The sequence below is a fragment of the Bacillus sp. 165 genome (assembly GCF_017742235.1).
GTDB lineage: Bacteria > Bacillota > Bacilli > Bacillales > Bacillaceae_G > JAGHKQ01.
On the sequence record NZ_JAGHKQ010000001.1, the window covers coordinates 720,212 to 744,658 of the forward strand.

A 24,447-nucleotide genomic window follows, 5' to 3' on the forward strand; every position below is an offset into this window, starting at 1 on the left:
ATCCTAAAAATTCAGAATTAATAGATTATTAAACTAAAACATTTAAAGTGTATTAGTTTCATTTTGTTCTTTTTGTTCATAGATAATGTAGAGGTAGAGAGCGACATACTCCACGAGTCATTTGTTAAGAATAACTATTCTGTATAAAAAAGCACCTACGTATAAGAACGGTATCCTTTTCGTTATTCCAGCAAGATTATCTTAATAGTTATTTTTATAGAATACATTGATTTATACAGCTAATATAAGCATTCAAAATGATGTACTTTTTACTAACATACATCTATATATTTAATGTTGATATCCAAAAACAGATGGGGTATGCAAATCAATGATTGGTTTGCATACCCCATCTGTTTATTAATAAGGTATATATTTTTTTCCCTATTTTTAAAAGAAATACACGGCTATCCACATCACGAGATTTCTATCTTTCGTTTTATGACAATTTGGAATCTTTTATGCCTTGCGAATACTCTATACTTGCAGTAATCTTACATAGTACAAATTTTAGAAAGAAGGGCTTTTCGTGAATACATCCATAGTACGACAAAATGAACGCCTAAGTATAAAAAACGGGGCTGCTTCCACCATTAGTCAAAGTCTTGCTAATAATTATTTTTCTTTATTCGCCATATCAGTATTAGGTGCAACCAACATACAAGTAGGATGGTTATCTTCTCTCCCAGCAGTTGCTACCATGCTGGCAACACTTCCTGCTTCTTGGTTAATTAATCGTGTACAAAGTAAGCGGCAGTTCACTGCAATAAGTATCCTGTTAACTCGTTCTCTTCTTCTGTTGTTGATCTGTATTCCTCTACTGTCAACTAAATTAAGTTCTTGGATATTTGTCGTGCTCGTAGCTCTTATGAATGTCCCAGGTTCCTTTCTGAATGTAGGGTGGCAAGCCTTAATTTCAGAACTTATACCAGATACAAGGCGAAGCAAGTTTTTCAGCAATCGCAACAGAATTCTAACCATTGTTGGAATGCTGGCAACATTAGGGAGCGGCATATGGATGTTGATATTTCCATCAAAAGATCCGTTACCTTTTCAAATATTATTCGGTATAGCCTTTTTATTTGGATTATTAGAGTGGAAATATTTAGCTCAACATACCGAGAATCCGGCACATTCTCATTCTCTCTCGTATTCAAAACCGAGCACAAAAAACATCTACCTTCATCGTCCTTTTCTATATTTTCTGGTAGCTGCTCTGTTTTTTAACTTTGCATGGCAACTTGCGTGGCCTTTGTTCAACATTTATCAAATTCGTGACGCCCATGCAACAGCTATATGGATTAGTATCTTTACCGTTTGTAACCAATTAGCTCAAATCGTAAGCTACGGTTGGTGGGGACGCATGGCTGACCGATACAGCAGTACTAGAATTTTAGTGATAGCTGCGCTTGGTATGGCTACAGCACCTGTCCTGACCATTGTTTCAACCAATTTATATTATTTAGCCGCTATAAATATTTTTACTGGTGTCTTCGTATCTGGTACGGTACTTCTTCTATTCAATTCCTTGTTAGAATCTTCCTCACCAGAATGGAAAACAGCCTGTATTGCGCAGTATAATATCTGGTTGGCAGGCGTTGCATTTATAGCTCCGCAAGCGGGAGTATGGATGTTAGAAACATGGGGAATGGATGTAGCTATGTTCTGGGACTCGGGATTGCGCGCATGTGCTGCTTTAGGTTTTTATATTATGTGGAGGAAAATGTCTTCTCTCCACCTTCCTGAGTCAAAATCACTACAGGCTTCTTAATACTGATCTATATACAAGGATTAATACTTTCCATAAAGAAAGCAGCATTTTGCTGCTTTCTTTATTTTTCTATTTATAGCTCAACAAGTATACTTTTTCTTACTGTATACGGAAAGAACCGTAAATCGAAGAATAGCTACTATAATAAATATCAACAACCATACTTACATCATTATAATTAGAATGTCTTATATACTAAATAGAAGTGACATTCTTATCTATCGGTAACATAAAAAATAGACGTTCATTAAGCAACAAACGAGCTCAAGAAACGTCTATTCAATCCTTATTTTTATGTAATTGCTTATATATTATATCTTTTTCACAAATTCTGATTTTAATTTCATTCCTCCAAAACCATCAATTTTACAATCAATATCATGATCTCCATCAATCAAACGTATATTTTTTACTTTTGTACCTATTTTTACAACTAAAGAGCTCCCTTTTACTTTAAGATCTTTAATAACCGTTACAGAATCACCATCATTTAAGATATTTCCGTTTGCATCCTTGATAATTTTTTTATCTTCAGTATCTTTAGTTTCTGATTCTCCAGTCCATTCATGAGCACATTCTGGGCAAACAAAAAGGGTTCCATCTTCGTAAGTGTATTGTGAATGACATTTTGGGCAATTTGGCAAATGGGACATAATTTCAATTCCTCCGTTCGTTATCCTTAATTCTAATATGTGAGAAGTAATTGTTATTTACAATTGCGTACCAATAGTAATAATGCAATCTTATACTTCACACACCGTTTAGAGAGTTTCTTATATACTGCCATAGTCGCCTCACATTGGCAACTCTCACTTCAATCCGTGCTCTATTCCTCATACGAAACTCCATTTTTCAAATAACTTTATTAAGAAAATACTAAAATTTACAATATAACAACAAAGCCTCACATTTATAGACAATCAGAAAAACAGACGAACAAAGTCCGCCTGTTTTTCTAAAAGCCTCTTATTTACTTTTTGCACCCTCGTCTGTCTGCTTCGCAGTCACTGTAAAGTTCATTTTATATTTCGCACCTTGATATTCATTTCCCGCATGTTCATCTAGTTTAACTCCAAATAGAATATCGATATATTGATTTGAATTCAATTTCCAGAATTTATTCGTTTTTCCATCCTCTGCTCCGTCACCTAACAAATCTACTTTTTTATTCATCACACGTGCTTGGACACCACTAGGCTCTACAATACCAGATACAAGTTCCACACCATCACCTAGATTAATAGAATTTCCTGCCGCGAGAGTACGCGTCACTTCATTTGTTGTGCCTTTTAATAACTTTTGAAGCTTCTCTTGAGAATCTGCTAATACTTCCTCTGTAGGCTTTACCGTGTATTTCAGCGCTATGTACCCTACTTTGTATGCGTCTAATGATGCATCCTTATTGATTGTTTGCTGCAGTGTTGCTTCTAACAAGGCATCCACATTTCCCGTATTGTCAATCGTTAACCAATTCCCCCACACCAGTTGGGAAGGAGCGAATTTTTTCGCAGATAACACTTCACCAAGATTCTCTTCTCCATTGTTCAATTGAAGAACCGCATTAGTCACATCTCCCGTTGCTGTTACAGTGGAAGTAAACCAAGAGTATGTTCCATAGCTCACTGCCGTAGTCATTACACCTGCTAATGTTGTCCCTACTAACACCTTTTTCATTTTCGTGATATTCATGTCCTTATTTCCTGCTTTCTATCTGTATATTTTTGATTATATAAATGTTAAAACATTCGTACGAAGGAGAATGGGCCAAATATACATCCGGCCCATCGCCATCCTTACCCTTTTATTACTTCAATCCTAACTGTTGCTTAATAGACTCTATTGTTTTTCCATTTGCTTCTTTTTGTGGAGTCGGAGTGTCTAACACAAATGGATTTTCTGTTAAATAATACTTCTCTAGTAAACTAAAGTCTTTCGCATCTGTTTTTCCATCAAAGTTAATATCCGTTGCGCGATTATTTGTACCCCAATTATCTTGAAGTAGGATTACATCGTGAATATCGATTGTATTATCCTTGTTGATGTCACCCGGTTTGGCACCAACTGTCGGGTAACCAACATTTTCGCCAATATTGATTCCTCTCTCTGTACGGCCCAATTCCATCGGTGTATACGTCGTGTAATGTCCTGGGATATCCGTAATCACCGTATACTTTTGCATCGCTGCTGGTAACCCTTTAAAGCTTACATCTCCATTTTTTGCAATCTCTCCATCATAGATGACACCGTTCGTATCCTTCAGCTTTATCGTGCCCCCTACTTGAGTATAGTCAATGCTGTAGTTATAAGCACCTGCTGCAGTATATAAGCCTACACCATTTAGTTTCGCTGTTGTTTTAGAGTAAGGCGAATATAACGGTACGAATCCCATAAACGTTTGTAGTCGATTTCCGCTTTCATTATTAACCTGCATTGTAGTAGGAGTAAAAATAGTGCCAGTTGTGTTTATGAATTCATTGGCATTCGTATCAGCTTCTAATTCAAATAACGCCACATCACCAGCAACCCCTTCGCCTGGAACGCTAATATCTACTGTCGTAGTTAAGCTTGTAGTACCCGTTGTCGTTACTTTCAGTTCAGATCCCTCTGGTAAACCTTTTCCTCTTGTAAAATTAGTACTATCTAAGTATTTAGCTTGATAATAAAACTTTAAAGAAAGCGTGTTAGCTTTTCGTAAATTGTGTGCATAGAATGTATACGTTACTTTATCCCCAAGCACTATCCCATCTTTATTTGGTTTTGCATACACATAGGACGCACCCGGCTTCGTATAATATACTATTTTTGGCAAAGCAGCATTTCCTGCAAAGTCTGCTCCTACATACTGGACAGTAGAGATAGTGGAAGAAGTATTAAGCGAAATCTCTTGACTAAACTTTCCATTCTCATCTACATTCGTATAATAAGATGATCCAGTTGCTCCATAAAACACTTTATTGTTCGCCTGAGAAAGTGGCATGCCTGCTGCTTGTGTTTGAGTGATTTCTGGATCCAACAGCGTTCCAGAAATAGTTACCGTTTTTTGGCCTTCTGCCAGTTCTACAAATGGAAGATCTCCTTTTGGCATCGCATTTGTATCATCAAAGGTGATTGTTGGTCCATTGTTATCAATGCTAACTTTTGATGTTTTGACAAACTGCTTGCCTGCTGGATTGGTTCCAATCATTTTAATGTCATAAACTCCAGCTGGTGCCAGTTCAGAAACGTACCCGATTGGTTTTTTCGCATTTCCTGTGAACGGATAGTATCTGCCGTAAAATAGGTCTTCTATATAATAATACGTATCAATAGCTGCATCTGCCGCATCAAAAGAAGCGATTAGCCCTAATTCTTTGTTCGTTTTCGGATCGACTAATATCCAATCTAATGTTTTCATCGGTGAGTTTAAGATAAAGTCTAAATCCGTCTCTTTTCTGCTGAATGGATTGGTTACATGATTTGTTGAAATACTCTTTGTATACACATCAAAGTAACCTAACCCTTCTTCCACCACCCTTACTCCAAATGGAATACGGTAGCTTTCTTCTGGATTGTTTTTGTCTTGAATATTGATATATCCCTCATACATGCCTTTTTGAGCCGTTTTCGGAATCACTAGTAATGCAGAGAGTTGTTCTGTGCTGTTCTTTTTCACTTTAAGTGTATTTGGTACTTGTACTGTCACACCATTTTTCTTCGCATCTAATGATCCTCGTGCACCTACATTGTATTCTACAGACAGTTCATACTTTTTGTTTTCTTTCCCGCTATTAGCAAATGATAGTTTTGTAGTTTTTGTGTAATTTTTATTTTCTTCCATTGCAACAAAACCATAGCTGATACCGCCTGTTTGTTCTGCAATCATTTTTTCCTCGCCATTCTCAATATAAGGCGTCTCATCTTGTACACTAATAATCATATCAGAATGGATTGCTTGCATTGGATCGACTCTACCAGCCCCCACTTCAAATACGCTGTACGGGTTCTTTAATGGATCCGCTGTATTCATTAACACAGACTTTACATCGCCCGGCGTATACTCTGGATGAGCCTGCAGTAATAATGCTGCAATTCCTGCTACATGCGGACTCGCCATCGATGTACCTGATAGCCTTGCATATGCGGAGGAATAATCAGAAGTATTTACTTTGTTTGCAATATAAGAAGGTACTGTCGATAAGACGTCTACCCCTGGTGCTGTTACTTCCGGCTTAATATCATATAACATACCAGATGGTCCTCTAGAGCTGAAGTTTGCTAATGCATCGCCAGGAATTTCTGCTTTACCTGTCGCTCCAAATGTAACTGTCGGCACACCGCTCGCGAACAAGCTCTTGACCGCTAGACCATCTTTATTTGTCATGGAGAATGTCGGAATATTATCGTTGTTTTCTCCTAAGTAGAACGGAATATGCCCTTCATTCGCATTAATGTTGTAGATAACAACACCCACTGCTCCATTCGCTTTCGCATACTGCATTTTCTCAATCAAAGCATATGTGCCGCGCTGGATAAATGCTACTTTTCCCTTGACATCTTTTCCATTGTAATCGCTCGCTCCGCCTAGACCTACATCTACCATATCGAAGGTTTGTCCAGATAAGCTACTAAAATCATCTGTCCATGTTTTCGTCATCAACTGCAGCGTTGCGCTAGCATTATTACCAGCGGCAGCAAATTGACTCTTAAAGGTTGTAACTGTACTAGGGACAGAGCTAGCACCAACTGTTAATGCAAGCGCTGCAGCTCCTGGAGATCCTAACGTGAACATATCGCTTCCAGAGTTTCCGGCTGCAACTACAGCAGTTACGCCGCTTAATACAGCATTATCTACAGCTAAGCTAGTAGCATATAACGGATTATTAGTGGAAGCACCTAATGACAAGTTAATCACATCCATGCCGTCCGCAACCGCTTTGTCGATACCAGCAAGTATCCCTGCAGTCGCTCCGCTTCCGTATGGTCCTAATACACGATACGCATATAAATCTGCTTCCGGCGCAACTCCGATTACTTTATAGTCTGAGTTATTTTCTGCTCGCCCCGCAATCGTACCTGCAACGTGCGTACCATGTTCTGTATAATAAGCACTGCCATTATAAAATTCTGTTTTAGTAGTCTTTTTCCAGTCAGCATAAGTTGTTTCCATCGGATCATTATCATTGTCTACGAAGTCATATCCGCCTTTATAGGCATGCTTCAAATCTGGGTGATTATAATCGACTCCTGTATCAAGAACCCCGACCTTGATTCCTTTTCCAGTAAAGCCTTCTTCATGAAGTTTATCAAGATTTAAAAATGGGATACTATCTACCTTTGTTTGCTCCTTCGCATCTTCTCCTTGAGCAGGTAGATCAAGTTGTACCGTGTAGTCACTATAGACAGCTTTTACTACATCAGATTCTAGCAATGTATTAATTTGATTTGCTGGCAGTGTTAACGCAACACCATTCCAGGAATTTTTATACGTATATTTGATTTGATAGGAATCCTTGCCTGATTTAGTCTTTCCTACTTTTGATTGCAGATCTTTATTGAACTGAGCATGTGATTTTTCCACATTTTCTTTTGCCTGTGCAAGAGAAAGCTTTTCTCCCTTGGCAGCTTTTGCAATTTGCGCTGCTTTTGCAGGAAGGTCTTTGAACTCAACGATAACCGTTACCTCTTTATCACTTGTTAAATCGACATCCCGTGATAATTGTAATCCTGTTTTCAATTCTCGATTCTCTAATTTTTGCAATGCTTCACGCTGTTCTGACGTTAGTGTTGCTAATACGCTCTCTGCCGTTGTATTGGTCTTTGCATGAGCAACAGAGGTATAGTTCAGGTTGGCCACTGGTCCAACTAGAAGACCTGCGCTTAACGCTACAACTGCAGCTTGTTTTGCCATATTTCTTCTGTCTTTAACCAATTCTCTTCATCCCTTCTTGTTCAATTTATCTATATCCATTTCATTACTATGTACTCTCGACATGCTCTATTGACATTACGCCAATAGAGTACAAGGTAAAGAAATTAATACCAGTACATAAACTGTGTATCACTGGTGAAAACTGGAGTAAGTATCTGATGTTATATCTCCTATTGTAAATACCAACAGCTATAAATCACCTGATTGGCTGAATTTATTGCGCATAGACAAGAATTGATTTCATTTCTATACAGTTAAAGACAAGCACCTTGTTTTAGCGCAGTTTATTCTTTCGCTTGAAAATAATTTTTTACAAAATTCTGCATTTTTCAACTCTATAGAATTTAGTATACAATTAATCCAAAAATATAAATAATATATTTCACTTATGGTTATATAAGTGAAAAGTATGGAAAAGGGTAGGCTGAAAAATTGACATTTAAACCGTTGCTACAAGAAATAATACAAACGCTGATAAAAAACAGGCGAACAAAGTCCGCCTGTTTTTCTGCCATTCTCTTATTTGCTTTTTGCACCCTCGTCTGCTTGCTTCGCAGTCACTGTAAAGTTCATTTTATATTTCGCGCCTTGATATTCATTTCCCGCATGCTCATCTAGTTTAAATGCAAATTGAATATCGATATATTGATTTGGGTTCAGCTTCCAGAATTTATTCGTTTTTCCGGCTTCGGCTCCGTCACCTAACAAATCTATTTTTTCATTCATCGCACGTGCTTGGACAGCGCTTGGCTCTACAAAGCCGGATACAAGTTCCACACCGTCACCTAGATTAATAGAATCTCCTGCTGCAAGAGTACGTGTCACTTCATTTGTTGTTCCTTTAAATAATTGCTGAAGCTTGTATTGAGACGCTTTTAATACTTCTTCTGTTGGCTTTACCGTGTATTTCAGCGCTACGTACCCTACTTTGTATGCGTCTAATGATGCATCCTTATTGATTGTTTGCTGCAGTGTTGCTTCTAACAAGGCATCCACATTTCCCGTATTGTCAATCGTTAACCAATTCCCCCACACCAGTTGGGAAGGAGCGAATTTTTTCGCAGATAACACTTCACCAAGATTCTCTTCTCCATTGTTCAATTGAAGAACCGCATTAGTCACATCTCCCGTTGCTGTCACAGTGGAAGTAAACCAAGAGTATGTTCCATAGCTCGCTGCCGCAGTCATTACACCTGCTAATGTTGTCCCTACTAACACCTTTTTCATTTTCGTAATATTCATGTCCTTATTTCCTGCTTTCTATCTATATATTTTTGTTTATATAAATATTAAAACATTCGTACGAAGGAGAATGGGCCAAATATACATTCAGCCCATCGCCATCCTTGCCGTTTTATTAATTCAGTCCCAAATCTTTCTTGATAGACTCAATCGTTTTTCCATTCTTTTCTGTTTGTGGAGTCGGTGTCTCTATAACAAACGGATTTTCTGTTAAATAATACTTCTCTAGTAAACTAAAGTCTTTCGCATCTGTTGTTCCGTCAAAGTTAATATCTGTCGCACGATTATTCGTACCCCAATTGTCTTGAAGCAGAATTGCATCCAAGATATCGATTGTATTATCTTTGTTAATGTCACCCGGTTTGGCACCGACTGTCGGATAGGTAATCCATTCTCCGATATCAATTCCGCGCTCCGTACGGCCAATCTCCATCGGTGTATATGTTGTGTAATGTCCAGGAATATCCATGATCACCGTATATCTTTGCACTGCTGCCGGCAATCCTGTAAAGTTTACATTTCCACCTTTTTCGATCACTCCATCATAGATCACACCATTTTCATCTTGCAGCTTCATTGTTGCTCCTACTTGAGTGTAATCAATGCTGTAGTTAAAAGAACCTGATGCAGTATATAACCCTACACCATTTAGTTTTGCTGTTGCTTTAGAGTAAATCGGATACATTGGCATTACTCCCATAATCGTTGATACCCGATTTCCGCTTTCATTATTGACCTGCATTGTAGTAACACTACTAAAGACGTTCGAATATACGTTTAAGAATTCATTGGCATTTGTATCCACTTCAACATCGAATAGCGCCACATCACCAGCAACTCCTTCATCTGGAATGTTGATGTTTACTGTCGTTGCTAAGCTTGTCGTACCCGTTGTCGTTGTTGTCAGTTCGGAGCCTTCTGGTAAACCTTGTCCTTTTTTGAATTCAACACTGTCCACATATTTGCTTTGATAGTACATTTTTAAAGAAAGCGTGTTAGCTTGTCGTAAATTATGTGCGTAGAATGTATACGTTACTTTATCCCCAAATTTGATCGCATCTTTATTTGGTTTTGCATACACATAGGACGCACCCGGCTTTGTATAATATACTACTTTTGGTACAGACGCATTTCCAGCAAAATCTGCCCCTACATACTGCATTGTATTAATGTTACTATACAGTTTAATTTCCTTACTAAACTTTCCATTCTCATCTACATCTATAGAGAGTGATGGGTAACCTGGACCATAAAACACTTTATTATTCTTCTGAGATAAAGGAATGCCTGCTGCTTGTGTTTGATTGATTTCAGGATCCAATAGCGTTCCGGAAACAGTTACCGTGTCTTGACCTTCTGCCAATTCTACAAATGGAAGATCTCCTTTTGGCATTGCATTTGTATCATCAAACATGATTGTTGGTCCATTGTTATCAATACTTACTTTTGATGTTTTAACAAACTGCTTTCCTGCTCTATTGGTTCCAATCATTTTAATGTCATAGATTCCATCTGGTGCCTTTTCAGAAACGTATCCGAGTGGTTTTTTCTCATTTCCTGTGAACGGATAGTATCTGCCGTAAAATAAGTCTTCTATATAATAATACGTATCAGGAGCTGCACCTGTCGCATTAACAGTAGCAATCAATCCTAGATCTTTGTTCGTTTTCGGATCGACTAATATCCAGTCTAATGTTTCCATCGGTGAGTTTAGTATAAAGTCTAAATCCGTATCCTTTCTGCTGAATGGATTGATTACACGATTCGTTGAAATACTCTTTGTATACACATCAAAGTAACCCAACCCTTCTTCCACCACCTTTACTCCAAATGGAATGCGGTAGCTTTCTTTCGGATTGTTTCTCTCTTGAATATTGATATATCCTTCATAGATGCCTTTTTGAGCTGTTTTTGGAATCACTAGAAATGCAGAGAGTTGTTCTGTACTGTTCTTCTTCACTTTAAGTGTATTTGGCACTTGTACCATTACACCATTTTTCTTCGCATCTAACGACCCTCGTGCACCTACATTGTATTCTACAGACAGTTCATACTTTTTGTTTTCTTTCCCGCTATTGGCAAATGATAGTTTCGTAGTTTTTGTATAATTCTTATCTGCCCCCATAGGAACGAAACCATAGCTGATACCGCCTGTTTGTTCTGCAATCATTTTTTCCTCGCCATTCTCAATATAAGGCGTCTCATCTTGTACACTAATAATCATATCAGAATGGATGGCTTGCATTGGATCGACTCTACCTGCCCCCACTTCAAATACGCTGTACGGGTTCTTTAATGGATCCGCTGTATTCATCAGCACAGACTTTACATCGCCCGGCGTATACTCTGGATGAGCCTGTAATAATAATGCCGCAATACCCGCTACATGCGGAGTTGCCATGGATGTACCTGACATTCTTAAATATGCGGAGGAATAATCAGAAGTATCCTCTTTGTTTCCGATATAAGAAGGGACTGTCGATAAAATATCTACCCCCGGTGCTGTGACTTCCGGCTTAATATCGTATAATGTACCGGATGGTCCTCTAGAGCTAAAGCTCGCCAATTCATCGCTAGGAAGTTCCTTTTCGCCTGTCGCTCCAAATGTAACCGTTGGTACACCATTTGCAAACAAATCTTTAACCGCTAGTCCATCTTTATTAGTCATGGAGAATGTCGCAATATTATCATTGCTTTCTCCTAGGAAATACGGAATATGCCCTTCATCAGCATTAATGTTGTAGATAACAACACCCACTGCACCATGCGCTTTTGCATACTGCATTTTTTCGATTAGAGCATACGTGCCGCGCTCGATAAATGCGATTTTGCCATTGATATCTTTTCCTGTGTAATCGTTTGGTCCGCCGAGACCTACATCCACCATATCATACGTTTGTCCAGATAAGCCGCCAAAATCATCTGTCCATTTCTTCGTCATCAATTGCATCGTTGCACTAACCTTACCGCTGCCAGCTGCAAATTGACTCTCATAGGTTGTGATTGTACTAGGGACAGAACTCGCACCGACTGTTAATGCAAGGGCTGCAGCTCCTGGAGATCCTAATGTGTACATATCACTTCCGGAGTTGCCGGCTGCAACTACAGCAGTTACGCCGCTTAATACTGCATTATCTACAGCTAAGCTGGTAGCATATAACGGATTATTGGTAGAAGCGCCTAACGACAAGTTAATCACATCCATACCATCCGCAACCGCTTTGTCGATACCAGCAAGTATCCCCGTAGTCGCCCCACTACCGTATGGTCCTAGTACACGATATACATATAAATCCGCTTCTGGCGCAACGCCGTTTACTTTATAGTCCGAATTATTTTCTGCTCGTCCCGCAATCGTACCAGAAACGTGTGTACCATGGTCAGTATAATACGTACTGCCATTCGAAGTTTCTGGTCTATTAGATTTTTTCCAGTCAGCATAGGTCGTTTCCATCGGATCGTTATCGTTATCTACAAAGTCATACCCGCCTTTATAGGCATGTTTAAGATCCGGATGATTATAATCAATCCCTGTGTCAAGGACGCCAACCTTGACACCTTTTCCTGTAAATCCTTCGTCATGCAGTTTATCAAGATTTAAAAACGGGATACTATCTACCTTTGTTTGCTCCTTCGCATCCTCTGCTTGAGCAGGCGGTTCTACTTGTACCTTGTAATCACTGTAGACAGCTTTTACTACATCAGAATCTAGTAATGTATTAATTTGGTTTGCTGGCAGTGTTAACGCAACACCATTCAAGGAATTTTTATACGTATATTTAATTTGATAGGAATCTTTTCCTGATTTAGTTTTCCCTAGCTTTTCCTGCAGATCTTTTTTGAACTTGGTATGGGATTTCTCTACATTCTCTTTCGCTTGTGCAAGAGACAGCGTTTCTCCTTTGGCAGCTTTAGCAATTTGCGCTGCTTTTGCAGGAAGGTCTTTGAACTCAACGATAACCGTTACCTCTTTATCACTTGTTAAATCGACATCCCGTGATAATTGTAATCCTGTTTTCAATTCTCGATTCTCTAATTTTTGCAATGCTTCGCGCTTTTCTGGCGTTAGTTTTGCTAATACGCTCTCTGCCGTTGTATTGGTCTGTGCATGTGCAACAGGGGTATAGTTTATATTTGCAGCAGGTCCAATCAGAAGGCCTGCGCTTAATGCTACAACTGCAACTTGTTTCGCCGCATTTCTTTTATTTTTAGTCAAATCCTCTCACCCTTCCTCATGATTCGAAAATATCTTTCTCTTTAATTCTACAATTATTTCAACTAACTACAATTGGGAAAATTCTTCGGATTTCATTCAAATAAATCATATTTTATCTATTTTAAATATAAGAAATCCTTATGTATTGCGACTATAACCTCAAAAAACTTGGGAAAATTTATTGTTTTTTAGATTTTTCAGATTAATAAATAAAAAATTTAATGCTTATCATTGAATTTCTTTCATATTATAAAAAGCGTATCCATACGGACACACTTTTGTATTAAACAACTCGTTTTTCATTTTCAATTCAGTATTTTTATATTTTTAATCATCCACTAATGAATGCGACTTCAAAGTAAATTATCAACTTGTAAGCACCTAATTTTAGAGCAGTGCCATTTCTTCAATTCCTATAGATATAGAAAAGCCTTTAGCTATTAGCTGAAGGCTTTCAATATGAATAAAATTTTTGTAAATATATAGGAAATGTTTCTATAGATTATTATGAAACAAATAACGTAATAAATGCTTACTGAATTTTCACTTTTCCTGCAAAAGCAGAGTATTGGGAAGTCTCCTCTTTTACTTTTCCATAAGTAAAAACTATCAATCTTTAAAATGGAGGGTGATTATCGTATCTCCTAGTCTCTAATCTCTTAGTTTTTTCATTTATTTCTTGATTGGTTGACCGATTAGGCAAGATACTTTTATATTTCTTGTGTATCCAAAAACATACTACCATGTGTATAATACAGATTCCCCAGAAAATATATCCAAAAATAGTCATATAATTCCCCCTCGGCTTCATTATATGTGCTATTTACTCAACATAATGCATGTTAAAGGACTGTATTTTGGAGGATATGAGTGTACGTTTCACATTCAATCAAATACGGCTGAATATAATATGAACATGTCATCAACAGCATAAGAACAGACCTATGCACTAAAGTAGCATTTTTCATACCTATTCTTAGCTATCAATGTCTCCTAGTCTCACTTCAAACTCTTTAAGGTATAGCTAAAATTGAACCCCTTGATTTGTAAGAATATCATCGGCGATAATTGCAATGCCGTTCACCTTCGTCCCTGATTTTACTCTAGGTTGAATAGATGGATTTAACGGATAGGATTTATTTGTATACTTCATCTTTGCATAAAAAGGCTTGATTCCCCCTCCTGAAACATACATGATTATATCGTGAAATCCATTTGTTTTATGATCACTAATAATAATGGGATTACGAACAAGCGTAAATTCCGAGATCAATTGATAATCTTCACCAACCGTTTTAAAAATAGCTGCACTGCATCCGCCAGTCCCGCAAACTAAAGGTCCCACAAGATACACAAAAACTTCAGGCGCACCATCTCCATCAAGGTCAATCCGATTATAATAATACCGTATCTTATCGACCCCTTTCTGTAATCCATACATCTTGGCAAAAGCCTTCTCCAGTTGTACATCTTTAACTGTTTCTGAGTACATCTTTTGAACATTCGAGAGATCTATATTATATCTACCCGTTCCCAACAGATTTCCTCTATGCAGCTCTTCATCTGCCACTGCTGGAGACTGCTTGCTTGGAACGAACGGATTTCCATCCCAATGAAGAACAGTTTCAAGAAATCTAAAACCATTATCAGGAAAGTGAGCAATCATGCTTTTCAAGATAGGCTCGTAATCATCCTTTACCTTTTTCAAATAATAAGGATAGGCATCTTTAGCGAAATCTAACCCACCACAACTCCATCGATACACATCGATCCTAAACCCTTTTTCTCTATCATGTACCCATAAAGCAATTTCACCTATACCGTCTCTTCCATGTACACCTGGCATATCTTCAATTTCCAGTCTGCTGAAATGAATTCCCCTAGGAAGAATATGTTGAAATCCATTTGAAGTCCACTGCAAAATATCTAACTCTGAGCAAATCCCATCAATCTGCCATCCAATAATCAAGCTATTCATTTTTCGATTCATAATAGGCGCTGCCAATAAATCTGTAATGCTGTAGCCGTTTCCTTTCATATTGGCAATAGGATACCATGTGTTATAATGCTTTTTTAAAATCATTACATACAGTTCGCCTTGATATCTATATACAACCACTAATTCCACAGTATTATCCCCGTCTAAGTCTGCCGATAATACTGCGGGGGCATAGTTCGCCTTTGGCAATTCTATAAGCTCTGCCATAGGTGGCAGCCAGCTTTTGAGAATAGCAAGATCGTACATTCCTATTTGTTTCATAAAAACCTCCCTGGTTTTTATTTTTCAACACAGTATATGCAGACCAATTCTTTACATGCGCTAATAACTCCATACTGTTTCAATTCAAGAGGGATTCAGAAAACTTGATGATTGAAACAAAGTATTCCTATCCTATCTAAAAGTACAACCATATCCTTACTTTAAGCCCACTTTTTGTTCATATTCAGTTCATAAACATACTTTATTCTTTAAATCAAAGTTAGAACTGAAGGGAGACGAAACAAAAGGAATCAATTATTCAATCAGACAAATTTATGAAATAATATATCTACATCGGTATAATCGTTAATTCAATTTTTCAACCCACACTTTAACGAAAAGGAGGGATAATTCGTGGCAAATATATTAATTGTAGATGACGATTCACATATTCGAGAACTGATTCGTGTCTTTCTTTCACAAGAAGGGCTCTCAATAGTTGAAGCAGTTGATGGGAAAGACGCCTTAGCTGCACTAGAGTTAAAAAAAATCGATTTAATCATTCTAGATATTATGATGCCGAATATGGATGGATGGACATTTTGTCGTGAGGTACGAACGTATTATTCAGATACGCTCCCAATTTTAATGTTGACTGCAAAAGGTGAAACAAGCCAAAAGGTGAAAGGCTTTGATCTTGGAACAGATGATTATATGGTGAAGCCATTTGCTGCTGCTGAATTAGTAGCTCGCGTTAAGGCGCTGCTCAAACGTGCTCAAATTTCGTTTTCTAATAAAATCGAAATTAGACATGTAGTGATTGATCGAGCCTCTTACAAAGTTTTGGACGGGCATAACGATATAACCTTACCGCTCAAAGAATTTGAACTCTTGTTCAAACTTGCCACAAATCAAGGCAAAACTTTTTCAAGAGAACAGCTCATTGAGACTATTTGGGGGTTTGATTACGAAGGTGACGAACGAACAGTCGATGTCCACATTAAGCGATTACGTCAGCGTTTTTCAAATCCAACATGCCCGTTTAAAATTACAACCATCCGCGGTCTCGGCTACCGTCTAGAGGTGATAAAATGAAGCTACCCGAAAGAATGGAACAGACTGTATGGACTATAACAATGATCCTTACCTTATTCTGTAGCTGGTCTGTAGTGTATTTTTTAACAACATGGTTCTACACTGTGATTGATCAAAGTCCGCACGCCTATGTCCGACAGCTTATCAATTTTTCATTAGGAATTCTCCTATTTGCTTTAATGACGTTTACCTTTTTAAAACGAGGACGTATGGAACATAGATTTATCCTTCCTATTATCGATGCTATGAAAATGATGGCTGCGGGTAATTTTAATATCGATCTATCTTATTACAATCAACGCATCCATTCGCCCAATCATCCGTATTATAGTATTATCCAAAGTATCGAGCATACAGCAAAGCAGCTTGGTGAAATGGAACAAATGCGTCAGGAATTTATCTCAAATGTATCACATGAAATCCAGTCACCACTAACATCAATTGCTGGATTCGCCCATGTCTTAAAGAATGATCAGCTTACCCCTAATGAACGCGCTCATTATCTCAATATTATTGAAACAGAATGCATGCGTCTTTCAAAATTAAGCGAAAACCTGCTTAAGCTGACGTCCCTAGAATCAGAGCATCCGCCCTTTGAACGAAAAAGTTATCGCTTAGATCATCAGCTCCGTCGCGTCATCTTGGCAAATGAGCCGCAATGGCTTGAAAAGAATATTGAAATGGATGTTGCTCTTAAGAGCTTAACCATTGACGCTGACGAAGAGCTAATGGATCAGGTTTGGACTAATTTAATTCACAACAACATTAAATTCACACCTAAAAATGGAACCATTTCAGTTGAAGTGTTTGAACTAGATCTAGATCATGTATCCATAATAATCACCGATACAGGGATTGGTATGGACAAAGAAACACAAATGCATATATTTGAGCGTTTTTACAAAGGCGATAAATCTCGGAACCGCACCTTTGGAGGCAGTGGTCTCGGTCTTTCGATTGTAAAAAAAATTATTGAACTCCATCAAGGCAAGATTGAAGTCCATAGTGAACTTGGACAAGGGACAGAGATGACCATAACATTACCTAAAAGATGGTGAAAGAACTACTATCAAAAGTAGTTCTTTCACCATCTTTTACTTCTGCTTAGAGGCTCACTTGATTTTTGATAGACTTTTTCCCTTAGAGAGTTTGGCTTTTTCATCATATGAGCAGCTTCTTTCGTTGTAAAAAGCGAATCGCTTTAGGTTGAAAATTTCTAAAATAAACAAAAATAGCTCGAATAAAAGAGTATGACAACTCTTTTATTCGAGCAGTAGGCTTATTTCTTAGACAAGGATAAGAGATTTTGCTTCTATCTTTACTAGCATATCCTTCGTCATTTTCTCTAAATCATATTCTGTCTTAAATCCCCATTCTTCTTTTGCACAAGTGGAATCTATTGAATTCGGCCAACTGTCGGCAATAGATTGTCTTACAGGGTCAACAGCATAATCCATAACAAATTCCGGAATATGCTTTTTGATTTCAGCTGCAATTTGCTCTGGCTCAAAGCTCATAGCGGACACGTTGAAAGAATTTCGGTGTTTTAATTTTGAAGCATCTGCCTCCATCAATGCAATAATAGCATTTAAAGCATCAGGCATATACATCATGTCCATATACGTCCCCTCAGCAATGTATGAAGTATATCGTTTGTTTTTAACTGCTTCATAGTAAATTTCAACTGCGTAGTCAGTCGTTCCCCCACCTGGAGGCGTAGCATACGATATCAGTCCTGGGAATCGAAGACCTCTCGTATCTAGTCCAAATTTATGATAGTAATAATCACATAATAACTCTCCGGATACTTTATTCACTCCATACATCGTCGTCGGCCGTTGAATGACATCTTGCGGAGTGGAATCTTTAGGAGTAGTCGGTCCAAACACTCCTATGGAACTAGGTGTGAAAAATTGGCAATTAAGTTCTCGTGCTGTTTCCAAAGCATTCACCAATCCACCCATGTTTAAATTCCATGCTAAAAGAGGATTCTTTTCAGCTGTTGCTGACAATAAAGCAGCTAAATGAATAACCGTATCCACTTCATATTTTTTTGCAATGTCAAACATCAGATTTGCATCTGTTACATCTAAAATCTCAAACGGACCTGACTGGGCAACATCGCTTTCCGTTTTGCGAATATCTGTCGCAATAATATTGTCAAATCCGTAAATCTCTCTCATTTTCATTGTCAGTTCTGAACCAATTTGACCTAAGGCTCCCGTTACTAAAACCTTTTTCATTAAAAACTCCTCCTTGTTTCACTCTGAAGTAAGCAATCCCCTTAAATAATGGACATCTCTTTTCCTACTTTTTCATAAATAGCTAACGCACGGTCTAGCATCTCTTTTGTATGAGCAGCTGTCGGCATATTTCTCACTCTTCCTGTTCCCTTTGGAACGGTCGGAAAGACGATGGATTTAGCATAAACGCCCTCCTCGATCAGCCTCTTACTGAATTGCTGCGTTTTCGCTTCATCTCCTATAATACAAGGCGTGATTGGTGTTTCGCTCTCTCCGATATCAAACCCTAATTCTTTTAAGCCTTTTTTCAAGTAATCGCCGTTTTCCCACAGCTTATTTTGAAGCTCTGAGCTATTCATCAAAATATCAATGGCTTCTATACAAGCTGCAGCTGCGCCCGGTGTGACAGCCGTTGAAAATAAAAATGGGCGGCTTCTCACTTTTAACCAATCAATTAAATTTTTCTTTCCGGCCACATAGCCGCCTACAACACCAATAGCTTTGGATAATGTTCCAATTTGAAAATCCACTTTATCCGATAATCCAAAATGTTTTACCGTTCCTGCACCATTTCCTAACACACCTGATCCATGCGCGTCATCAACATACGTAATTAAATCGAACTCTTCTGCAATCTCTACAATTTCAGGAAGTTTGGCAATATCTCCATCCATTGAAAACACTCCATCAGTAATAACCATGATTTTGTTGTACAATCCGGACTCTTTCGCCTGTTGTGCTTTTGCACGTAAATCTTCCATATCAGAATGGTTATAGCGAATAATTTTTGCTTTAGATAATCGGCAGCCATCAATAATCGAGGCATGATTCAGTTCATCTGAAAGAATAGCGTCGTTCTTATCCATTACTGCGGAAATCGCCGCCATATTACAGTTAAAGCCTGATTGATAAGAAATAGCTGCTTCTGTATGCTTGAATTCAGCAAGCCTTTTTTCTAACTCGACATGAATATCTAACGTTCCGTTAATAGTACGAACCGCCCCGGAGCCAACACCATATTTTTCTGTTGCTTCTACGCAAGCCTCTACTAATCGTTGATCTGTTGCTAAACCTAAATAGTTATTGGATGATAAATTAATTAGCTCTCTGCCAGCAATGGTGATCATCGGACCATTTGCGCCTTCTAACGGATCAATAACATTGTACAACCCTTTTTCTGTTAAATCTTCTAAATTCTCTTTCAAAAATTGCTCTAATGTTTTACTTGACATTTCATATCCCCCTCATTGATGACCAGAAAAAATTCAGAATTTCCCAAATGATTTACCCTTGTTTTTAAACATCACTTTTCAGAATAATGAATGGTTCCAGTGCAAAAGATTCAGACGTCCAAAACACTGCGAATGTTAAGCGCTTTACAAAAACTTTTCATTGGAATAAAAGATTAAATATCGATTTTTTATCGTATAGAAACCTAAGTGTTCCGTATTTATCTTATATTTTTGTTCATACTTTGACAACATTCGAGATTTAAACCAGTGTCGAAAATTTTATCACTACTTAAATTTATATCATGTAAATATTAATTACAAGATGTGAGTTCGTGGAAAAAACCTTGATAACACAAGTTGCAGAGTAGGTTTGCCATATATTGAAGCTAGATCGGGGCTTTACAGCGTATCACCTTGAAATAGTAAGACTCATCTTAGACTGAGAATGTTCCATTTGAATACTATTGCTTTTTCATACTAATCAAACATCTTTGTAATATATCCAAGTGGTATAGATTAATTACAAAGGGTTGAATCAGAAACGATTCCCTTCATGCCCTATGTACTATACTTTTTGGTTATCTATCTAAATTTTTTCTATGCTGTCGACAAAAATCTTTTCGTAAGAGAGTGAATTACGCCCGTTATCCGGAAACAGCACAGCCTTATTCTCCAGCACCGTTGACCCCCATTCTCACAAGCTGATCGCGAACTTGTTCCCACCCTTTGTCAACAGTTTTGCAGTCCTTGTCTTGCTTTTGGAAGAGGTACATATCTTCCCGCATAACAAGATCCTTATGTAAGTAGTTCCGCAGAAACGAGCTATCCGATTCCATTTCACGTACCTCGAATATCTTTTCCCTACCGGCTCCCGAATCTACACCGCTTCGGTTCATTTCTTCGATCGGGTTGTTGTAACGTTCTTCGATGGCTTCAAACATTTTCAAGCCGAGATAATATGGATTAATGCTTGTGCGGAACATCTGGACAACGCCTACGTTCAGCTTGACGAACTCGATGGCTTCATCTGAGGTGAAGTCCATTTCACAGAGTATACGCTGGTGCCAATAACTGGCCGAGCCTTCATTCTTCCAAAGTGCTTCTCAACACATATAGGAAAAAACCATAAACCTGACTGACAATCTCCATACACCATGGATCAAGCAAAGCTAAATCAATCGTATATAACATACAAACGCCCTCTTCCAAGTAATGGAGAGGGCGTTCATTTAATCCTCTGAACTGAATCTTTTCATTTCTACTGAATAAACCAAAATTCGGACCTGCTGTGCGCTCAGAAGACTATGAAGAGCATCCATTTAAAGTTATGTTTATCTTCTCGGCTGTCCGACTTGCTCCTGACCTCTCGGAACGCCTGGAACGCCGCCCATGCCCCCTCGACCTGGTCCATTCTCACCCAGCTTCGAGAGCTCAACGGAGGACGCGTCAATGAGACTGTCAGGTTTCGCCTGCTGACCTTCGATCGTCGATGGAATGTCGCCGTCCAGCTGACCTCGAATGCTGTCGGCTCTCAGCGTTCCAAGCTTAATCAGTTCTTTCACCGCTTCCTCATACTTCTCGTACGTGTTAAACGCGCTTGGATCTTGCTTCACATGTTCTGCAATCAAGGCGTTCACGCTTTGCACCTTCTGTTCGAACTTCCCCTCCGCGAAGTAACCGTCCACGATCTCCTGCAGGTACTTATGATACTTCTCCTTGTATGTTTCAATCTCTAGAAGCTTGCCCAGAATCGGACGCTCCTCCAGTGTAATACCGGAAACTGGAGTATCAATAGCAAGATTAACGACGTCCGATGCATCGCCTGCTTGGAAGCCGCCGAATGCCATATTGTAATCCCATGGTAGCATGCTGATCTTCCCACCGCTCTCATAGAGATAATAGTTATGAGCCATGTTGGACGTGTAGCTATCCATGTTGACTACCACCGTATGGGCGGCAAAATAACGCAAAACTACGTCCACGTCCACATAGCTTTCCAACTCCTCACCTTCATTCAAATGCTTCAGCGCTTCGATAACACGCTGATGATCCTCTTCCGTTGTTTTCGTCTCGGCATTATCAAAAATGCCTGAATAGCTTTCCAGCTTATCATCGGTATAAACAAGCGATACGCCGTTACCTCCGCCTTTCATTCCGCCGAAGCCGCCTTCAGGCATTTTCATACTGTCTTCCATTCCAGGCCGCTTACCTTCAGGCATTTCCATACCGTCTTCCATTCCAGGCCGCTTACCTTCAGGCATTTCCATACCGTCTTCCATTCCAGGCCGCTTACCTTCAGGTATTCCCATGCCACCGTCGTCATTATTCGGCTTGTACAGTTCACCCTCATCGCCCTTGATACGGGCTAGATACCCGCTGTCAATATCCTCGACGGCCAGATAGAAGCCCCAGGCTTCCCCGTTCACTCGAATGTCAGCGAAAGCGTACAAAGGTGCATCCACACCGATATAGCTCATAATGTCATAGCTCAAATATTCTTTCATATAGCTGTTATCCGTAATCATGTTATTGATGACCAGCTTGTCGAGTCCCTTCCAGGTTTGGTCCTGAACGTATTCATCAAACTTGATCTTAAAGCTGTATCGATCCGTAGTATCTTCGTTAGCAACTTGTCTCAGGCTGGAATTTCCCTTTGCACGTATACCGACATTGGTGATCTTCGTTCCGTTAATCGTGATGTTCGCCGAGATGTATTGCTCCTCTGTCGCATTATTCAGCATCTCCTTCCAAGCTGCCTCGTCTGCCTCAATCGACATAGACATAATCTCCATGCTGTCCATCTCCTCGGCATATTTCGCAGCGGCAGCCGTATTCGCTACCTTCATACTTCCCACGTTCTCCTCCTTGGTGCATGCCGATACCAACAGCACCGTGGACAAAGCTAAGGTACCCATATATTGTCTCACGCTAATCGTCTTCATCACCTATTATTCCCTCCCTATTAGGTAATTAATAGTCTCCTTTACTCGATGGCACCATCGTAAGCGAAATATCGAGATTACCATTCCGTGTGCGGATTGCATCAAGCAATTCCTTCTGATTCGTGGAAGACCCAAAGGTAACACTATAGACCAGTTCATACAAGCTTCCCAGCTCAGTCGTGCGCACACGCTTCAGCTCATACTCCACCCCGAACTGACTGAATACTTCCGCGAATGCCTCCTCGTACCCGAGACTCTCTGGAATGGTAACCTTCAATTGCTTCTGTTGTGATTTTCGTGCTCCGAAGTTAAACTTATTAAGGCCATACATAAGTGCACATAAGATCACCGTGAAGAGTACCGCGTACCCGAACGCACCTACACCGCAGGCAAGACCAGCTGCCATGGTGAACAGGACATACGCGATATCCTTCGGGTCACCAGGCGCACTTCGGAACCGGATAATGGAGAAAGCACCTGCCAAGCTGAAAGCTCGTGCAATGTTGCTCCCAATTAACAATATAATAATCGCTACGATAACGGGCAGAATAACCATCGTTAACGTAAAATTCTGTGAATAGCCTATCGGATTCGTCTTCATATAAGTCAAGCTGATGATAATACCTAGTAGAATAGACACCACTATCGTAGCGACAGCACTGCCGAAGGTCATCGTCGTATCAGCCGTTGTTGGGTTGAATAGGGATTGAAAATCAAACATAGATTTCACGCTCTCTTTCTGTAGATGTTATTGTGTCATCCAGCAATCCCGCCGTGGCAACTGCCACAGGTTGCAGGATTGGTTCTTTGACATTTATCCTGATGCCACTTCTTACCGTCTTCTTGTATTCATTACCGTACTTAGAGAAACTCGTCCGGTACAGCCCATGCTCCGACAGCAACCGCGACAACCACATCGGAATCGTCTTCTCCGCCTTGACTTCCATCAACCATTGGCCAGTCGGCATAAGTCGCTCACCGTGATCCCCTAGCTCAAGCCTGAGATCGTTGCGTCGATGACGGATGTTGGTATCAAATGTGATCCGCAAATCGCGGCTTTCCTTGCTGAACATGGCCTTGCGCTCGTAAGCCAGATACACCTTAGGCACTAGTTCGTACCTTCCGAGTACATATTTGATCTCCTCGATGACCTGCTTGTTCATGTAAGATTTGTAGTCCGGCACGATTCCAGTCCGTACGAATTCATAGGCTTCACGAAGCTTCATCCCGGTCCTTCGTTTGTTCACGAGACCACACACCTTCTTCTTTAACTCCAGATAGACCTTTGCTTCTTCGCCCGGAACGCCGTACGCCCTTAACCTAAGCTTCTCCTTATATTTTGGCTTGGACAAGCTGGTCCGAATGAGCTCGTCATTCGGCGTATCGAAATACAAGTTACTAATCGAATAAAATTCGTGTTGCTTGTTATAATCGTCTAGCTCCATAAAGTCCTGCAAGTCGTTATAGAATCGTTGATACGCCTGATCATCCAATAAATATTTGTTTTCATATCTATTGAACACCTCGATTGCCATTGCCTCATCCCCCCTTTTTTAGTTGTACGTTTTGTTGTATTTACCTTACTTGTGCCTATATTA

At 39.3% G+C, this 24,447-nt stretch carries 14 protein-coding genes and 1 pseudogene; 3 read left to right on the top strand and 12 right to left on the bottom strand.

The window, feature by feature from the left end:
• Nucleotides 1-529 precede the first annotated feature (529 nt).
• Nucleotides 530-1,771 carry an MFS transporter gene (locus J7Q84_RS03655; protein ID WP_209093016.1) on the top strand — a complete coding sequence of 414 codons (1,242 nt, stop codon included), beginning with the start codon at nucleotides 530-532 and terminating at the stop codon, nucleotides 1,769-1,771.
• A gap of 311 nt (nucleotides 1,772-2,082) precedes the next feature.
• On the opposite strand, the gene J7Q84_RS03660 is transcribed toward J7Q84_RS03655, so the two are convergent.
• The 6 genes from J7Q84_RS03660 to J7Q84_RS03685 form a co-directional block, all read right to left on the bottom strand.
• Nucleotides 2,083-2,424, bottom strand: a complete 342-nt coding sequence (locus J7Q84_RS03660) for a zinc ribbon domain-containing protein YjdM (protein ID WP_209093017.1) — start codon at nucleotides 2,422-2,424, stop codon at nucleotides 2,083-2,085.
• A gap of 313 nt (nucleotides 2,425-2,737) precedes the next feature.
• Nucleotides 2,738-3,460, bottom strand: a complete 723-nt coding sequence (locus J7Q84_RS03665) for a hypothetical protein (protein WP_209093018.1) — start codon at nucleotides 3,458-3,460, stop codon at nucleotides 2,738-2,740.
• 115 nt (nucleotides 3,461-3,575) lie between these two features.
• On the bottom strand, nucleotides 3,576-7,679 hold the full coding sequence (locus J7Q84_RS18510; protein WP_209093019.1) for a S8 family serine peptidase: 4,104 nt from the start codon (nucleotides 7,677-7,679) through the stop codon (nucleotides 3,576-3,578).
• A gap of 519 nt (nucleotides 7,680-8,198) precedes the next feature.
• Entirely contained in the window at nucleotides 8,199-8,921 is a 723-nt protein-coding gene (locus tag J7Q84_RS03675; RefSeq protein WP_209093020.1) for a hypothetical protein, read from the bottom strand.
• Between the two features lie 115 nt (nucleotides 8,922-9,036).
• The gene (locus tag J7Q84_RS18515) at nucleotides 9,037-13,137 is read right to left on the bottom strand and encodes a S8 family serine peptidase (protein ID WP_209093021.1); all 4,101 of its coding nucleotides are present in this window, start codon (nucleotides 13,135-13,137) and stop codon (nucleotides 9,037-9,039) included.
• A 1,024-nt stretch (nucleotides 13,138-14,161) separates the two neighbouring features.
• Nucleotides 14,162-15,397: a hypothetical protein gene (locus J7Q84_RS03685; RefSeq protein WP_209093022.1), complete on the bottom strand. Its 1,236-nt coding sequence runs from the start codon at nucleotides 15,395-15,397 to the stop codon at nucleotides 14,162-14,164.
• A gap of 354 nt (nucleotides 15,398-15,751) precedes the next feature.
• Here J7Q84_RS03685 and J7Q84_RS03690 point away from each other — a divergent pair, with 354 nt between their 5' ends.
• Entirely contained in the window at nucleotides 15,752-16,432 is a 681-nt protein-coding gene (locus J7Q84_RS03690; RefSeq protein ID WP_209093023.1) for a response regulator transcription factor, read from the top strand.
• Nucleotides 16,429-17,490, top strand: coding sequence for a sensor histidine kinase (locus tag J7Q84_RS03695; protein WP_209093024.1), 1,062 nt, complete (start codon nucleotides 16,429-16,431; stop codon nucleotides 17,488-17,490). The genes J7Q84_RS03690 and J7Q84_RS03695 overlap by 4 nt, the downstream gene beginning before the upstream one ends.
• Before the next feature lie 228 nt (nucleotides 17,491-17,718).
• On the opposite strand, the gene J7Q84_RS03700 is transcribed toward J7Q84_RS03695, so the two are convergent.
• From J7Q84_RS03700 to J7Q84_RS03725, 6 genes and pseudogenes are all read right to left on the bottom strand, one after another.
• Nucleotides 17,719-18,675 (bottom strand): L-threonine 3-dehydrogenase, encoded by a 957-nt coding sequence (locus J7Q84_RS03700; protein WP_209093025.1) that lies wholly within the window; start codon nucleotides 18,673-18,675, stop codon nucleotides 17,719-17,721.
• A 41-nt stretch (nucleotides 18,676-18,716) separates the two neighbouring features.
• Nucleotides 18,717-19,907: a glycine C-acetyltransferase gene (locus J7Q84_RS03705; RefSeq protein ID WP_209093026.1), complete on the bottom strand. Its 1,191-nt coding sequence runs from the start codon at nucleotides 19,905-19,907 to the stop codon at nucleotides 18,717-18,719.
• A 677-nt stretch (nucleotides 19,908-20,584) separates the two neighbouring features.
• Nucleotides 20,585-20,995 (bottom strand): annotated as a pseudogene (locus J7Q84_RS03710) (SpoVR family protein); the annotation flags it as partial.
• 243 nt (nucleotides 20,996-21,238) lie between these two features.
• Nucleotides 21,239-22,849, bottom strand: coding sequence for a CotH kinase family protein (locus tag J7Q84_RS03715; protein ID WP_209093121.1), 1,611 nt, complete (start codon nucleotides 22,847-22,849; stop codon nucleotides 21,239-21,241).
• A gap of 28 nt (nucleotides 22,850-22,877) precedes the next feature.
• Nucleotides 22,878-23,570, bottom strand: a complete 693-nt coding sequence (locus J7Q84_RS03720; protein WP_209093028.1) for a DUF4956 domain-containing protein — start codon at nucleotides 23,568-23,570, stop codon at nucleotides 22,878-22,880.
• Nucleotides 23,563-24,384 carry a polyphosphate polymerase domain-containing protein gene (locus J7Q84_RS03725; RefSeq protein ID WP_209093029.1) on the bottom strand — a complete coding sequence of 274 codons (822 nt, stop codon included), beginning with the start codon at nucleotides 24,382-24,384 and terminating at the stop codon, nucleotides 23,563-23,565. Before J7Q84_RS03725 ends, J7Q84_RS03720 begins: the two co-directional genes overlap by 8 nt.
• Nucleotides 24,385-24,447: the final 63 nt, after the last annotated feature.

What these genes read in the sequence shown, in the direction of transcription:
- J7Q84_RS03685 (WP_209093022.1), bottom strand. Translation starts at nt 15,397, where the DNA reads ATGAAACAAATAGGAATGTACGATCTTGCTATTCTCAAAAGCTGGCTG.
- J7Q84_RS03665 (WP_209093018.1), bottom strand. Translation starts at nt 3,460, where the DNA reads ATGAATATCACGAAAATGAAAAAGGTGTTAGTAGGGACAACATTAGCA.
- J7Q84_RS03660 (WP_209093017.1), bottom strand. Translation starts at nt 2,424, where the DNA reads ATGTCCCATTTGCCAAATTGCCCAAAATGTCATTCACAATACACTTAC.
- J7Q84_RS03700 (WP_209093025.1), bottom strand. Translation starts at nt 18,675, where the DNA reads ATGAAAAAGGTTTTAGTAACGGGAGCCTTAGGTCAAATTGGTTCAGAA.
- J7Q84_RS03705 (WP_209093026.1), bottom strand. Translation starts at nt 19,907, where the DNA reads ATGTCAAGTAAAACATTAGAGCAATTTTTGAAAGAGAATTTAGAAGAT.
- J7Q84_RS03725 (WP_209093029.1), bottom strand. Translation starts at nt 24,384, where the DNA reads ATGGCAATCGAGGTGTTCAATAGATATGAAAACAAATATTTATTGGAT.
- J7Q84_RS03715 (WP_209093121.1), bottom strand. Translation starts at nt 22,849, where the DNA reads ATGAAGACGATTAGCGTGAGACAATATATGGGTACCTTAGCTTTGTCC.
- J7Q84_RS03695 (WP_209093024.1), top strand. Translation starts at nt 16,429, where the DNA reads ATGAAGCTACCCGAAAGAATGGAACAGACTGTATGGACTATAACAATG.
- J7Q84_RS03720 (WP_209093028.1), bottom strand. Translation starts at nt 23,570, where the DNA reads ATGTTTGATTTTCAATCCCTATTCAACCCAACAACGGCTGATACGACG.
- J7Q84_RS03675 (WP_209093020.1), bottom strand. Translation starts at nt 8,921, where the DNA reads ATGAATATTACGAAAATGAAAAAGGTGTTAGTAGGGACAACATTAGCA.